At 59.6% G+C, this 13319-nt stretch carries 12 protein-coding genes and 8 pseudogenes; 10 read left to right on the top strand and 10 right to left on the bottom strand.

Annotation, left to right across the window (positions count from 1 at the left end):
• Window positions 1-461: 461 nt before the first annotated feature.
• Together NHAM_RS21660 and NHAM_RS25750 are read left to right on the top strand one after the other, a co-directional pair.
• Window positions 462-656, top strand: a pseudogene (locus tag NHAM_RS21660) (IS5/IS1182 family transposase); the annotation flags it as partial.
• Window positions 638-1106: pseudogene (locus tag NHAM_RS25750) on the top strand (NAD(P)/FAD-dependent oxidoreductase); the annotation flags it as partial. The pseudogenes NHAM_RS21660 and NHAM_RS25750, both read left to right, overlap by 19 nt.
• 116 nt (window positions 1107-1222) lie before the next feature.
• On the opposite strand, the gene NHAM_RS21650 reads toward NHAM_RS25750, so the two are convergent.
• A complete protein-coding gene (locus tag NHAM_RS21650) occupies window positions 1223-1804 on the bottom strand; it encodes a hypothetical protein (RefSeq protein ID WP_011504887.1) in 582 nt (193 codons plus the stop codon).
• A 672-nt stretch (window positions 1805-2476) separates the two neighbouring features.
• On the opposite strand from NHAM_RS21650, the gene NHAM_RS21645 reads away from it, so the two are divergent.
• The gene (locus NHAM_RS21645) at window positions 2477-3580 is read left to right on the top strand and encodes an IS630 family transposase (RefSeq protein WP_011504889.1); all 1104 of its coding nucleotides are present in this window, start codon (window positions 2477-2479) and stop codon (window positions 3578-3580) included.
• A gap of 24 nt (window positions 3581-3604) precedes the next feature.
• On the opposite strand, the gene NHAM_RS21640 is transcribed toward NHAM_RS21645, so the two are convergent.
• The 6 genes and pseudogenes from NHAM_RS21640 to NHAM_RS21620 all read right to left on the bottom strand — a co-directional run bounded on the left by NHAM_RS21640 (window position 3605) and on the right by NHAM_RS21620 (window position 6793).
• The gene (locus NHAM_RS21640) at window positions 3605-4039 is read right to left on the bottom strand and encodes a DUF3147 family protein (protein WP_011504890.1); all 435 of its coding nucleotides are present in this window, start codon (window positions 4037-4039) and stop codon (window positions 3605-3607) included.
• A complete protein-coding gene (locus tag NHAM_RS21635; protein WP_011504891.1) occupies window positions 4036-4383 on the bottom strand; it encodes a DUF3147 family protein in 348 nt (115 codons plus the stop codon). Before NHAM_RS21635 ends, NHAM_RS21640 begins: the two co-directional genes overlap by 4 nt.
• A complete protein-coding gene (locus NHAM_RS21630) occupies window positions 4380-4982 on the bottom strand; it encodes a cupin (protein ID WP_011504892.1) in 603 nt (200 codons plus the stop codon). The genes NHAM_RS21635 and NHAM_RS21630 overlap by 4 nt, the downstream gene beginning before the upstream one ends.
• A pseudogene (locus NHAM_RS21625) lies at window positions 4969-5605 on the bottom strand (phosphatase PAP2 family protein). The gene NHAM_RS21630 and the pseudogene NHAM_RS21625 overlap by 14 nt, the downstream one beginning before the upstream one ends.
• A 703-nt stretch (window positions 5606-6308) precedes the next feature.
• Window positions 6309-6503: pseudogene (locus NHAM_RS28660) on the bottom strand (hypothetical protein); the annotation flags it as partial.
• A gap of 68 nt (window positions 6504-6571) precedes the next feature.
• Entirely contained in the window at window positions 6572-6793 is a 222-nt protein-coding gene (locus NHAM_RS21620; protein WP_081435092.1) for a twin-arginine translocation signal domain-containing protein, read from the bottom strand.
• Between the two features lie 124 nt (window positions 6794-6917).
• Between NHAM_RS21620 and NHAM_RS29145 the strand changes: the two genes are divergently transcribed.
• Both NHAM_RS29145 and NHAM_RS29140 read left to right on the top strand, forming a co-directional pair.
• Window positions 6918-7142 (top strand): hypothetical protein, encoded by a 225-nt coding sequence (locus tag NHAM_RS29145; RefSeq protein ID WP_347336460.1) that lies wholly within the window; start codon window positions 6918-6920, stop codon window positions 7140-7142.
• A gap of 6 nt (window positions 7143-7148) precedes the next feature.
• Window positions 7149-7577 (top strand): SDR family NAD(P)-dependent oxidoreductase, encoded by a 429-nt coding sequence (locus NHAM_RS29140; RefSeq protein ID WP_347336459.1) that lies wholly within the window; start codon window positions 7149-7151, stop codon window positions 7575-7577.
• Window positions 7578-7965: 388 nt separating this feature from the next.
• On the opposite strand, the gene NHAM_RS21610 is transcribed toward NHAM_RS29140, so the two are convergent.
• On the bottom strand, window positions 7966-8571 hold the full coding sequence (locus NHAM_RS21610; protein WP_198137059.1) for a YoaK family protein: 606 nt from the start codon (window positions 8569-8571) through the stop codon (window positions 7966-7968).
• A 314-nt stretch (window positions 8572-8885) separates the two neighbouring features.
• Window positions 8886-9186 (bottom strand): annotated as a pseudogene (locus NHAM_RS29135) (hypothetical protein); the annotation flags it as partial.
• Window positions 9187-9542: 356 nt separating this feature from the next.
• Here NHAM_RS29135 and NHAM_RS25725 point away from each other — a divergent pair.
• Window positions 9543-9782 carry a glycogen/starch synthase gene (locus NHAM_RS25725; RefSeq protein WP_011504897.1) on the top strand — a complete coding sequence of 80 codons (240 nt, stop codon included), beginning with the start codon at window positions 9543-9545 and terminating at the stop codon, window positions 9780-9782.
• 129 nt (window positions 9783-9911) lie between these two features.
• Here NHAM_RS25725 and NHAM_RS25720 read toward each other — a convergent pair.
• Window positions 9912-10181 (bottom strand): annotated as a pseudogene (locus tag NHAM_RS25720) (helix-turn-helix domain-containing protein); the annotation flags it as partial.
• Window positions 10182-10232: 51 nt separating this feature from the next.
• Here NHAM_RS25720 and NHAM_RS21605 point away from each other — a divergent pair.
• From NHAM_RS21605 to NHAM_RS21595, 4 genes and pseudogenes are all read left to right on the top strand, one after another.
• Window positions 10233-11435 (top strand): annotated as a pseudogene (locus NHAM_RS21605) (glycogen synthase); the annotation flags it as partial.
• 37 nt (window positions 11436-11472) lie between these two features.
• Window positions 11473-11859: a hypothetical protein gene (locus NHAM_RS21600; RefSeq protein ID WP_347336458.1), complete on the top strand. Its 387-nt coding sequence runs from the start codon at window positions 11473-11475 to the stop codon at window positions 11857-11859.
• A 79-nt stretch (window positions 11860-11938) separates the two neighbouring features.
• Window positions 11939-12046: pseudogene (locus tag NHAM_RS27240) on the top strand (IS5/IS1182 family transposase); the annotation flags it as partial.
• Window positions 12047-12065: 19 nt separating this feature from the next.
• Window positions 12066-13286 carry an HlyD family secretion protein gene (locus NHAM_RS21595; RefSeq protein ID WP_198137069.1) on the top strand — a complete coding sequence of 407 codons (1221 nt, stop codon included), beginning with the start codon at window positions 12066-12068 and terminating at the stop codon, window positions 13284-13286.
• The last annotated feature ends 33 nt before the right edge of the window (window positions 13287-13319 follow it).

Raw genomic sequence — 13319 nt, 5'->3', positions numbered from 1 at the left:
GACTTCTGCTGAATGCAAAATCGAACACGTCCAAGATACTCCGATGTCTACATCGAAGAGTCCTTGGACCCGAAGATAACCTATTACCGCATATCACTTTTATGAGATTCTGCGGTCCCACGCCCCTTGATTAGGTTAAGAAACTCAAGCCAAAGCGGTCATGGTATTCTTGGTGGAATTGGCAGGCTGCAGAAGGCGGATTCGCCGTGATGAATACTTTGCCGAACGTTCAGACGCTGCGCGCTTTTAGCGGCGACCTACGCCGTCGTTGCCATCGGCACGTTGCCCGCCTATCGCATTGATCGGGCTGAAGCCGCGAATCATCCTGCTGCTCAGTATGCTGATCGTGGTTGCCAACTTCGCGTCTCTGACCTCTTCCGCATCGTCAACCGCTGGATCGCGACCATGTAACATCCGGCCGTGCTGCTGCTGGCGGTGATCGCGGCCTCGGGCGTTCTGCGCGATTTGTCGAGTTGTGCCGCAAGATCGGCCTGCTGGCGAAGGTCAGTGTTGCCATCGACGGCAGCAAGTTCAAGGCCGTTAACAGTCGCGACAACAACTTCACGCAGGGCAAGATACGGCGCCGCCAGAAGCAGATCGAAGAGAGCGTGGCGCGCTACATGAGCCAACTCGATACTGGCCGATCCGATCCCTCCTTCGAGGCTATAAGAACGTGACGACGCTGCTTGGCAATGTTGTCGGCGTGAACACCAGGGAGAAGGAGATCCTGCTGGAGGATGGCGAAACGATCCCGTTCGATATATTGGTGCTGGCGACCGGCGCCCGTCATGCTTACTTCGGTCATGACGACTGGGAGTCTTATGCGCCCGGCTTGAAAACCATCGAAGACGCCACGACGATCAGGCGCAGAATCCTTTCCGCGTTCGAATTTGCCGAACGCGCGGGGGACGAAGCAGAACGCACCAAGTAATCTGACATTTGTCGTTATCGGCGGCGGCCCGTCTGGCGTGGAGCTTGCGGGCACGATCGCCGACCTCGCGCGGGACACCTTGCTCCACGATTGGCGCAACTTCGACACGCGAGAATCGCGCGTCGTCTTGGTTGAGGCTGGCCCCCGGATCCTTCCTGACTTTCGCAAAAGCCTAATCTCTTGCCACGGACCTTTTCAAACCCTGGTATCGAGAATTCGATAGGCTCTTACCTCCGCGAGCTCGGCATTTGCGTGATCGAATGCAAACTGCGCCCGCTGCTTGTCTCTGTGTCAATCTGGGATGGGCGTCTTTCTATGCCAATGCCACCAAAGCACGGCGCCAACCCCAAGCGCCAGGGACACAACCAGAACCACAATCAAGGCCGAACTCTCAATCCACGCAATCGCCGGAATGCTCAGGGCCATGACGAGTCCGAGAAGGCAGACCTTCCAAGAAGCGACATGGATGCCAGCGGTAAACGTACCAAGTGCCAGCAAGGTGAAAATGGCGAGCCCAGTCACATTGGCATTGAGGATCCTCTGCACGCTCGGCAACAGCATCATGTTCATCACGAGCAGAAATGCGCACCAATGTAGTACCTGCGTCCAAACCAACCGCCATCGCGCGTCTTTGTCACCTGCGCTCGGCCATCCGGTGCCGATACAGATGGCTCCAATCACCACCGCCAGAATCTCCCAATAGACAGCAATCGGTTGTTTCGAGAAGCTCGTATAGGCAACGCCGATTATGGTTAGTAGCAGAACGAGACTATAGGGGAGTTCTTTCATCCAAATGCTTGTCCGTCCCGGCTCAACGGACATAATTTGTAGATCGGCTGGTGGCGCCTGATCAGGGCTCGCTTCTGCGCGCATGGTGTCTACTCCGGATCGAAGGTCATCGCCCTTATAGGTCACTTGAGGCCGGGCAATATCCGCGCCTTTAATGATGGTGTCGTATGTCCGATCGTCCGATAGCCCTTGTTAACGCCGGCGTTGCCTGCGAGTTCCGGTCGCGGACTGTCGCGCCGAGGCTCGCAAAAGTTGCTTGACTTGAGCGCGTCAGCATCAACGTGCCCCGCTGGCTGATGGCCGCTTGTCGACGACGAAATTGTGAAGGGCGATCGCGAGCTACACCTTCGATCACATGGAGGTGGCGTAGTACCGAGTATTGATCGCTGCGGCCGAAGCTGCCGGCGACGCGCACGCGCAAACTCAAGTGGCTTGAACTGCCTGGCGCGAAATCGAATTCACGATGCGAAGGCAGCGCCCGACTAAGGCCACCGCGCTCCAAAAGGCGCGCCGGGACGAACGACGGGGCCAAATCGGACGGCCAGCCCGCCACGGGCGAGTAAGCGGGCCAAGTTAGGTTCTGTTGAATGGAGCGTCCAGCCGGTCAATGCTCTGCGATCGGGAGAGGTTCCTAATCAAAAGAAAGGGCCGCCCCGTCCCAAGAGTGCCGAGTTGAGTGAAAGCGGGCTAGTCACCTGGAACTGAAGTTCGTTTCATTATAATCTGCCGCATTCGCAAGAGTGCGGGAGCGCAGTTATGGCCAACGCGGCAGGACGCCCGATTTCTCCCTTGATCCTCAGCGCGGATGAGCGCGCGTATCTCGAACGGCAGGTTCGTCGTCATCGCGTGGCGCGTTCTTTGTCTGAGCGATGCCGCGTCATCCTGCGATGCGCGGATGGCATACCCAGCAAATCCGTTGCGCACGAACTGGGTGTCCATGAGCATACAGTTGGCAAGTGGCGTCGGCGCTTTCTGAAGGGGCGCATCGAAGGGCTCTTGGATGAAGCCCGCCCTGGCAGGCCTCGCACGATTGATGACGATCAGGTCGCTGCAATTATCGAACGCACGCTCCGCTCCACGCCGAGCGACGCCACGCACTGGTCCATCCGTTCGATGGCGACCGCGACCGGCTTTTCGCACACGACGATCCGAAGGATTTGGAACGCCTTCGGCTTGCAGCCGCACCGTTCGGAGACATTCAAGCTTTCCAGCGACCCATTATTTGTCGACAAGGTCCGCGACATCGTCGGTCTTTATCTGTCGCCGCCCAATCGGGCCCTGGTGCTCAGTGTCGACGAGAAGAGCCAGATACAAGCGCTTGATCGCGAGCAGCCGGTCCTGCCGATGATGCCGGGCATTCCGGAACGCCGGACGCATTCCTATATCCGCCACGGCACAACATCGCTGTTCGCGGCCCTCGATGGTGCTTCCGGATTTGTGATCGGCAAATGCTACAAGCGCCATCGTGCTGCGGAGTTCCTCGACTTCCTGAAGCAAATCGACGCTCACATTCCCGACGGTCTCGATATCCATATCATTATGGACAACTACGCCACTCACAAAACTGCTGTGATCAAATCCTGGCTGGTGCGACGACCGCACTACCATGTGCACTTCACGCCAACATCAGCATCGTGGATCAATCAGGTCGAGCGCTGGTTTGCTGAACTCACCCGCAAGCAGATCCGCCGCGGCGTCCATACTTCGACCAAGCAGTTGGAAAAAGATATCCGCGCCTTCATCGAGCGGCACAATGAAAATCCCAGGCCATATCGATGGACAAAGTCAGCTGACGAAATCCTCGCCTCCGTCAAACGCTTCTGCCAGAAAACTCAGCAAACCTTATGCCACGAATTTTAGATTCACCTGACTAGTCTCAAAGTGTCAACGCAAACGTGGCCTCGTCTTGCGCCGCGCATACCAAGCCGCCATCGAGACGACAAGCCAGGCGATCGACGCCGTGACGAAGGCAGCCGAAATGCTGGCTTTGACCACGATGAAGAAGACAAGCGCGAAGGCCAACATCCCGAGCGCGCCCAGCGCGGCGCCGGCCGCGTCCAGCGCCGCCGCTTGCTGCCCGCGCCGACAGCCGTTGAGACCTGTTTCTTTCTTCCGACGAATTTCGTGTTTTTCGATCAGCGTGGCGCTGGCGCAGAAAATAGCCGGAAGAGCCAGGAACAAACCTCCAATGGATGCTCCGTAATCGCTGCTTATTAGGCCGGTGACCACGGTCGCGGCGCCACCGAGCGCGAAACGGACCAGATATTCGTAAGGACGCCCCTCGCGCAGCGATGAAAACGAGATGCGGATCGGAGTCACGTCCGGGCTCCGAACATCGCCAACAGGCCGAAAGCTACCATCAGCCAAACGACAAGCGAAATCAGCGCGGCCGGCATTGCCGTCAAGCGCGCCCGAACGAGGAGCTGGCAGACCACAACACTATAGATGGCAAGCGCGATCGCGCCGGCGATCATTGCGCGGCTCTGCACTGCCGCGTAGCCGGCTCCATGCAGATAGACGGCGATGCCAAGCGTCGCGAGCGCCACTGACGGGGCAGCACTGAACAAACCGGCGAAGCTCTTGGGACGCAGGATGTCCCCGACCATCGCGAATGCCGATACCGCTATGCCACCCAGAAAGAAGCGGATGACATATTCGCTCATTTCGGCCGCCTCCAGAGCTTCGATAGTGGTCCTTCCTTTCCGTAGACCGGATCCTTGCGTGGCAATACCCTGGGAATGTTCCCGAGAGCGCGGGCACGGTCTTCGATGCTCGTGCAAACGTCGTACGTTCCCGTCGGTGGATAAGCCCCAACGACTAGGAAATCCGCGGAGGCGGAGAGACTGCGGTGGCCCGTCCCGGCGGGCAGCACCGCGACATCTCCCGCTTTTAACGCGAAGGTCCGGCCGGTTTTGCCACCGAAACGGACCCGAGCTTTGCCGCGCGCGATCCCCAGCGCCTCATGGATCCGGGAGTGGTAATGCACATAATCGTAGATGCCGTTGCGCCAGGTATCGCCCCATCCATTGGCTTCGAATAAGTCTTCGAACACGGCCGCCGGATCGAGGCGCTCGTCAAAGTGGACCGCGCCTCGATAGAGGATTAACGGCCAACGAGGATGATTGGGCACCAGACCGTCATCTCTGAAGCGGACGCCGTGCGGGTTGCGTTGCCGCACGAAGTTTGCAACTGCACGCTTGCCCGGTCGCCGCAGTCCGGTGGCGCGCTCCGCATACTCCTTGAGATCTTCAACGATCGGCATCCTCTTTCTCCTCCAAGAGTTCGGGCGGATATCCGGTCCATAGCCGAAGGAGCCGCTCCAGAACCGCGCCGAGCGCGAACCCGGCGAGTACATCCGACGCCCAATGCGCCAAGACCGCGACTCGAGTGAGAGAACGGCCCACCGCGATGGCTCGGATCGTTCGCCGCGGTCCAGTCGGCAAGGCGCCGGCTGCGGAGGCTAACGCGCCCATATGGAGTGCGTGCCCCGAGGGAAAAGCATCGTCGCGTTTGCCAGAGAACGAAATGCCGTGGACATGCCCCAGCACCGTTGTTCGATCGGGACGAGTTTGATCGAAAATTAGCTTTATACCGTGCGGCAATAATGAGGACGCCACTGTGACCAGCAGCGCATGGTTGCCGGCTCGCCGAAGCTGTTCACCGCCGCCTCGCGAAGCCATCCATCCGATGGCGGCCAGAACGAGCAAGACCTTCTCATCTGCCCCCCAATGTCAACGCCTTGGCGATTTCCTCGGGAACAGGTGAGGTATGGTGCGCGATTGCTTGTGCGATCTCGACATCCGCTTGAGCGGGCTTCACATCCACGGGAAATGGATGGCTTGGCCTCAAGCCGAAGATCTTTGCGGAGGTCCGACGTGCACTCATTGTGGCCTGAGAACTGGTGCTACGCGTGCTTCAAGAGTTGACTACTAACGCCTCCCGATCGCGCGGGTTCATTTTATCTGCCTTACTGGATCACCGACGGCGGCGGCACGGCCCATACCTGGTCTATAAGGTGGCATGTAAGCGGCGATCCGCGGGAATAGCGACGCGGCGCCGTCGTTCCGAGCCTTCCATTGGCTTCGGCCCTTCTGATCGCCGCAGCCATTGCTCCGACCGATCCGGTTCTTGCGGCCGACTTCAGTCGGACCGCCGGCCGAAGGTAGAGGGTGGTGAAATCAGATTCAGCCTCACATCAGAAGTCGGCCTCAATGACGGAGTGGCTTTTTCCGTTCATGCGCTCGCAATTGCTTTGACGACTTCGTCTTTCGGAAGCTTTGGGAGAAGGCTGGTTGTTGCTCGATGTCGTGTGGAGATCGGTTGCGGCGGACCGGTTCTGACGTGCAAATTTCTACGTCATAAGCCGCCCGAGACTGGTGACGGCTTTGGGGAGCCAGGACGCGTCAAGCGGGCCATTAAGGTCAGTGTGGTGCAGCAAAACGAGCAGTCCCTACCAAAGCGAACATAGCACGCGGGACTCGGCTGAAAACCGCGCCCTACACACCTGCGAAACGCGAAGCGATCTCGTCGGTCCGCCGAATCGAATCGCGGATAATGTTCGCTTCGGCCTCGAACTCGAGCGCCTCGCAGCCATAAGCCCGGCATGCAGCCATTGTGACAATAGCCCGGCTTCGAGCCCAATGCGGCCGACAGGTAATTCCAGTTCGTCGAAATAGCGGACGAGTGCCTCGGGATCGCTGGCGATCTTGACCTCGCGCACAATCGTTCCGGTCGCGGCCACAATGCACACGCTGCCGGAGGGGGGCTTACGGCCAGAAAGCAAAGCAGAGTAACGGGCCAGGAATCCCGCCCCCAGAATAAGCAACGCGCGCGACACGCCCTGCGACTGAGTCAGCGCGCCCGCCAGCGGCGCCGTAAGTGAGCCCGTACCGAGAAGCCACCGCCGAAGTTGGCCTTGATCGATTTCTCGATGTGCAAATCGGTACCTGAGACCGGTGCGTTATTCGCGTTGTTGCCTTTGGCGGCGCTGGCGATGCTCGGCAGCAACAGGACAGAGGCCGCTGCACACCCCTTGACAAAATCTCTACGCTTGCACGCACTGGCTGTTTCCAGCCTTTATGTCATCGGGATCTTGCTCGGCATCGACCTCATCTTCGCGGGCAGGGGATGAATCGGACTTGGCTTGAGCCTGCGTCGCTGAAATCAATGCGCTGACACAATAGGAAGGAACAAGTCGATGTCATTGAAGCGACTGGAAAACAAGGTTAGGAGCCGCACGTGGTATCGGACGGCAACCGCCGTCGCTTTTGCACGCGAGGGTGCAACCATTGTAGGGATCGATATCGCGGGACCCGTTAGCGCGACGCTGGAGGTGGAGCCCGCCACGCGCGACGAATTGGATGAAACGGGACAGCTCGTCGAGGCGGCGGGCGGCAGATGGGGTTCTCGCCAGCTTGATTAGCGTAACTTGCCCGCTTTGCGCGAAGCGGCTGCATGGACGGCCGAAACCTTTGGCAAGATCGACATCCTCTTTGCCAATGCCAGCATTCAGGCATTAAGGCCTCTCCTTAAGATGGAGGGTGCTGATTGGCAGGATCAGATCGACGTCAATCTCACTAGCACCTGCAATGCCATCCGCGCGGTAGCTCCCTACCTCGTCAAGAACGGCGGAGGCCGTATCATCGTCACGTCGTCGACACAGGGGCGGCACGGCACAAAGTACGGGACAGCCTATACGGCCTCGAAATGGGGCATCATAGGCCTGATGAAATCTGCGGCCTTGGAACTCGGGCAAATACGGAATACGGAATCACGGTCAACGCGGTCATCCCCGGTCTGGTCGACACCCCGCTCACGCGCCATAGGCAGCGATACGCGCAAGCGATCGATGATTTGACCAATGCTGAACCGCTGGACAAGCTGGAAGCTGAAGCGAAACAAAAGCTCAGCGCCAAGTCTCCGCTCGGCGTGGCTTGGCTCCCTCCCGAGGCAATTGCCCCCGCAGTCGTCTTTCTCGCCAGCGACGAGGCTACCTGGTCTCGGGCGCCACCTATGACGTGACGGGGGGCGACGGCGCCAACGATACCGCCTGAGCTGGCGGCAACACATCAATTTGGCGACTGTGTCTGGAAGCCTGCTGGCAAGACAACCCGATACGCGGTGGAGCCTGGGCGGATTGCAGTTTGTGCCCGCTCAGGACGGCCCTTTGTCAAAGCGGAGCCAGCGTAGACGCAGCTCCACGAGCAGCACCAGAATGGCGGCAAGGGGAAGGAAGGGCGTGACCCTCAGCCAATGCGTGGCGATGATGCCGCCAACGACGGCGCTCCGAGGTATGCGGCAAGCGCGGTTAGTTGCTGCGCTGCAAGACCAGTAAGCAGGGGACGATGGCCGGCCAGCGTCCGCTCTACGAGGTCGCCGACGATCGCCGTATAGGTGCTCGTGAAGATCACCGTCATGATCCCGGGGATACCAATCGTGCGACCGATGGCGCCTTGCAGCCCCATGGCGACCGCCGAAAGGACGATGAGGCCATAGACGACTGATGAGTGGACAGGATCGCCCGCGAAAGGCCACAGCGCGGCAAAGGAGGCAAGGAAGAGCGCTTCGAGGCCGAGCGTCCAGCCGCTCCCGCGCTCGGATTTTGCGAGTGACAGGGACGCTACCGATACCCCTGCCACGTAGCCGAGGAGGGCAGCGAAGGAGTGCATCGCCGCGCTGAAATGCCCCTGACTAATTGCAAGACCAAGGACGATGGTGTTGCCGCTCATCGCCAAGGTAAAGATCCCGCCCAAGACGAGGAAGGCGATCGCGTCCATGCTCCCAGCAGCGAAGGACAGCAAGGCGAGGCCAAGTGTAATGCGGTCGCGTGCGCCTGCGGGCGTGAGGGACATGGTTGGCTCTTGTGGCATTGGGGTGCGTCGTTCAAAGACGTCGTTTCGATGATCGTAGCAGATCGCGCGGTGGCCACGCCTGGCGTGCGCCAATTCCTGACTAAAGCAACCACTACGCCGCCCACTTTTGCAGTGTCGCAGAATGCGAATTCTGCGACAAGACTCAAGGTCTGAAACGGCAAAGCCTTCGCGCAGCATCTGCCTCCAGACCTTGCGCGCGCTATAAACCTCGAAGTTCTCGGCGAACACGCGCTCGATCTCTGACTTCAGTTCCAGGTCCCGCTTCGCCCGCGCCGATATCGTGCGCGACTATGTCATCGAGCATCTGGCAGACGCTCCGGCCCGGCGATTGCTGGCGGATAGAGCCTACGATGCCAAAGCCTGCGTGATCGGTTGGTGGAGCGTGGAAGGCGACGCGCCAAAGCGACGATAGCTTTCTGCTGGCCGCGCCGTTTTGGCAACGTTCATTGCTCAGGCTTTCAGCCAAGACCATTTCTTGACGCGGGTTAGCATCACCTGGCCGCTAGCAACGAGCGCATCATCCCATTGCCGTATCGCGAGATGCGGCCCACCCGCGTGCTTTCACGACTGATGGAGCGCCGGTGTCAAAACCAGCGCCGCCCAAGGAGTCTCCGGCGAGGCTCGATCCGCGCCGGAAAGCCCTTTACGATCTGCGTAAGCATGCGTCTGGCGAGAAAAATCTGACATATGTGCTTTCGTTCCTCGCAAACTGCGCCGGCGTTGGCCTGCAGGCCCTCACAACGCGCGCGCCGGCCGTTAACCCTTCGCGATCTTCGATCATCCGGCAGCGCAGGCTGTGTACACTTTTTAATGCTTTCTCGCTCGCGGATGTTAGGAACCTTTGTTGTGACGCCGAATTCAGGAATTGCGCGTGATTGGGGAAGCGCAATCGGAATTCCAAAGGTGGTTCGTGAAAACCACTGTTCCCCTCTGCAAATGGGGCGTAACAAGTGAGGATCCTTTTCGCAACGCCAGAAGTATCGGATTTTGTTCAGGTCGGCGGACCTGCCGCCGTATCTGAGGCTCTCCCGCGCGCCTTGCGCCGTTTTGCTGACGTACGCCTCATCATTCCCGGCTACCCTGCTGTGCTGCGAGGCTTGCAGGACCTCGAAATCGTGGGGCGATGCGCGCCCTACGCATCCCTTCCCGCCTTCGAGATCGGCCTAGTACCCGGAATCATAGCTGAGTGATACGGCGGCCTTGGAAGCGACGTTGACGGACCTTTTTCTTGGTCCAGAGGAAGGGCTCGGCTTTGTCGTTGTACGCGTTGACGTAGGCATCGATGTGCTCCTGAAGCTGCTTGAGGCTTGTGAAGGAGCCTTCGTATAGATCGGCTGCTTGCCGGGTCGCGGCTTGTCTTGCAGCCCTTCAAGGCCATGATCGGCATAGCGGTGCCGCCAAAGGCTGACAATCCGCGGCTGGACCCCGACTTCTTTGGCGATCGAGCGGGTGCTGCGCCCGTCCGCCGCCAACAGAACTATCCGCGCTCGCTTCAAATCGCGCTGCAACGTCACCGGTGAGCGACAACACGCCTCAAGCACATTGCGATCTTTCCTCGAAAGGCGAACTTCTCTTGCTTCGGGGATCATCCCGATCTTGAATCACGACTCACCTTCTAAGAAAAGGAGGTACTAGGGCACACCGCCGACGGGCTGAGCTACTACGTCGTCCGGTGTCAGGAGCTATACGAGCGAGACGGCACCCCCTATGCCGACGGCCGTGGGGCCGATTGGGGCGACAACAATGTGAGGTTTGCGACATTCTCCTATGCCGCCGCGCAGCTCGCCCGAGGGCTCGTAGATAAGAACTGGGCCGTCGATCTGGTCCATGCGAATGACTGGGAATGCGCGCTCATCCCTGGCTATCTCGAATGGCAGTACGCGCACATTCCGACGGTATTCACGATCCACAATTTGGCCTATCAAGGCGTGTTCGACCGGAACTCGCTCGCCCCGCTGGGAATCCCTGAGGCAAGCTTCAACATCGACGGCGTGGAATTTTATAACCGGCTATCGTTCATCAAAGCCGGCCTAGTCTACGCCTCTCACCTTACGACCGTCAGTCAGACCTATGCCCGGGAAATAACCACCCCCGAGTTTGGCTGCGGCCTCGAAGGCCTGTTGAAGCGACGGGCCGACCGCAACCAGCTTTCCGGCATCCTGAACGGTATCGACGAGAGCTGGGATCCGCGGACCTGCTCGTCTCTATTCCAGCCGTTCGGCGCTGGCGACTGGGCGGAACGCTCGCTCAACGCCGACGATGTCCGGAAGCAGTTCGGCCTTGCGGTTTCGAGAGGTCCGTTGTTCGCGCTTGTCGCGCGCTTGATCCATCAAAAAGGCGTCGATCTCGTAATCGAGAGTGCTCAAGCCATTGTCGAGGCCGGCGGCCAGATCGTCGTCACCGGCAAGGGCGAAACGCGGTTCGAGGAAGAGCTGCTCGAGGAGCAGACCCGCGCACCGCGCGCGATTGCCGTGAGGATCGGCTTTGACGATGCTGAAGCGCGGAAGATTTTCGCCGGCAGCGACTTCACGCTGATGCCGTCGCGCTTCGAACCTTGCGGGCTGAGCCAGATGTACGCCCAGCGCTTCGGTTCGCTTCCGATCGGCCATCGCACCGGAGGCCTCGCCGAGACCATCGTGGACGGCCAGACCGGCTTTTTGTTCGACCGCGCTTCGGCACCCGGTTTCCTCGGAAGTCTTTGCCGGGCATTCTCGACCTTTGGCATGAAAGACCGCCTTGATCACATGCGACGATCTGCCATGGCGCAGTCCTTCAGCTGGACGAAATCGGCCAAGTCATACGTAGCACTCTACAAATCGTCGATCGACAGGCGTCCGGGGTGAAGCCCTGGTAGCACTTGCCTTCATCAGCATTATCGACGTGCCGGGCGCTTCCGCAACCCAAAGCCGTCGTTCAACGCTGGACTCCCAATCGGCGGCGGCAGCATTACATTTTCTGCATCGCATGTGGAGTATCGCGATGTCTTGGATTCCGAAAGACCCCGCCTATCGGATAGAGGCGCTCCAATTCCACCGTGTCGAGGAGATGGAGATATGGAGTGCGAATAGCGACGGCTATTCCTTCACAATCAGTTTCTTCGAAAGTTTTGCCGGTGCCGGATTTCACGCAAGGCCAGGCTATGTGGCGTCATGGCGTCCGCTTTACGGAGACCGTGGCGCAATCAAGATCATCGGCTCACCATTTAAGTCTTTCGACGAGGCCGAAGTCGCCTGCGATGCGATGCTAAAACACCTACTGAGCGACTAGGACGGATCGACATTCAGGATTCCCAAGCGGTCTGATCGCTGATTCATAGGGTTCCGTGATTCTGGCACGGAGTTGCACGATGGGGATCAAGCGGTATGAGCTGAGCGATCGGCAGTGGGCAACGATTGCACCGTTGCTGCCAGGCAAGGTCGGTGATCCGGGGCGGACCGGAGCGGACAATCGGCTGTGCGACACCGGGGCGCGAGGTGAACGCCGGCGACGTGGTGGCGCACATTTCCAATGCCAGGCTCGATCGAAGCACCCTCATCATGCTGGAGCAGAAGTCGTCCGACGCACGGCAGAAACTGGTGGCGACGCAAGAAAAGCGGAGTTCCGACTTAGATTATCTGACGTCGCTGAATGCGGAAATCGAGGGCCAGCTGGCGCAACTGAAATCGCAATTCAAATCGCAGATTGAGGAGTTGCGCGCCAGGGTCGCCGAATCCGACTCACTTGGCGGCGCGAAGAAGGCGCTGGTCGATCGGCAAACCAGGATGGTCGAACGCAACACCGCGAGCATGGACATGTTGAACCCGACGTTGAAGCAATATTCAGCGGCGCTTCACAACACGGACGCCGAGAAGGCGAAGTTCGGCCAGAAAATCAGCCAGCTCGACGCCTTGGAAAAAGGAATCTATGTCGGCGACGATCTGATCCCCATTGCCACACTTGTCCAGAAGCGGCGGGATATCGACCTTGACGCCAAGCGGCTCGCAATCGAAGAAACTGAATTGTCTTCGCAGCTCGCCGACCAGAAGGGGCTGATCGATGCGGAACGCACCCGGCTTGACAAGTTGGCCGCGGCGGAGGTGCGGGTTTCGGGCCGGGGCATGGTCCTGACAGTCGAAGCCTCCAGGGGGCGCCATGTCAGTGCCGGCGACGCGCTGGCCTCGCTGGTCGACTGCGAGCAGCAGTTCGTCGTCGCCATCTTCTCGTACCGGCAGGGCCAGAACCTGGCGGCCGGCACCCATGTTCGGGTCGATGGAGCACCCTTCGGGTCCGGCATCATCACCTCGCTGCTGCCGAAGACCAGCGACAAGCTCGATGAACGCTACGCGGTGCCGTTTCCGCAAACCGAACGGCGGGAAATGTATGCGATGGTGATGCCGGATCAAAAGAACGGCGATGGCCTGCGCACCGAATCCGCCGAGGCGGCTGGACAATTTTCGCCTTGCGCGGTCGGCAAATGGGTCACGGTGACGCGGGACAACGGCGTCGTTGTCCCGTCGATGTCGGTCGCCTGGCGGCAGCTCGCGGCCTTCGTGACCTCGTGGGAATCGGCCAATGCCGAACCGCTTCATGAGCGCAATCGGAAAGCGGGACTGGCCCGGCTCTCGGCTAAATTCCGCGAGGCGCCGCAGAACCGCCACACCTCGGCGAAATGGGAAGACTGGCCGGCCCGCACCGAAGCGGTCGTTTCGAAGTGATCCGGCCCTTCATCGTCGGCCTGTGCATCGCGA

The organism is Nitrobacter hamburgensis X14, from assembly GCF_000013885.1.
Classification (GTDB): domain Bacteria; phylum Pseudomonadota; class Alphaproteobacteria; order Rhizobiales; family Xanthobacteraceae; genus Nitrobacter; species Nitrobacter hamburgensis.
This window is presented reverse-complemented; position numbering and strand designations above follow the sequence as displayed.

Excerpts from the sequence above, each read along its gene's own strand:
- NHAM_RS21610 (WP_198137059.1), bottom strand. The coding sequence starts at position 8,571 with ATGTCCCTCACGCCCGCAGGCGCACGCGACCGCATTACACTTGGCCTC.
- NHAM_RS29145 (WP_347336460.1), top strand. The coding sequence starts at position 6,918 with ATGTCATTGAAGCGACTGGAAAACAAGGTTAGGAGCCGCACGTGGTAT.
- NHAM_RS21635 (WP_011504891.1), bottom strand. The coding sequence starts at position 4,383 with ATGAGCGAATATGTCATCCGCTTCTTTCTGGGTGGCATAGCGGTATCG.
- NHAM_RS21650 (WP_011504887.1), bottom strand. The coding sequence starts at position 1,804 with ATGCGCGCAGAAGCGAGCCCTGATCAGGCGCCACCAGCCGATCTACAA.
- NHAM_RS21645 (WP_011504889.1), top strand. The coding sequence starts at position 2,477 with ATGGCCAACGCGGCAGGACGCCCGATTTCTCCCTTGATCCTCAGCGCG.
- NHAM_RS21630 (WP_011504892.1), bottom strand. The coding sequence starts at position 4,982 with ATGCCGATCGTTGAAGATCTCAAGGAGTATGCGGAGCGCGCCACCGGA.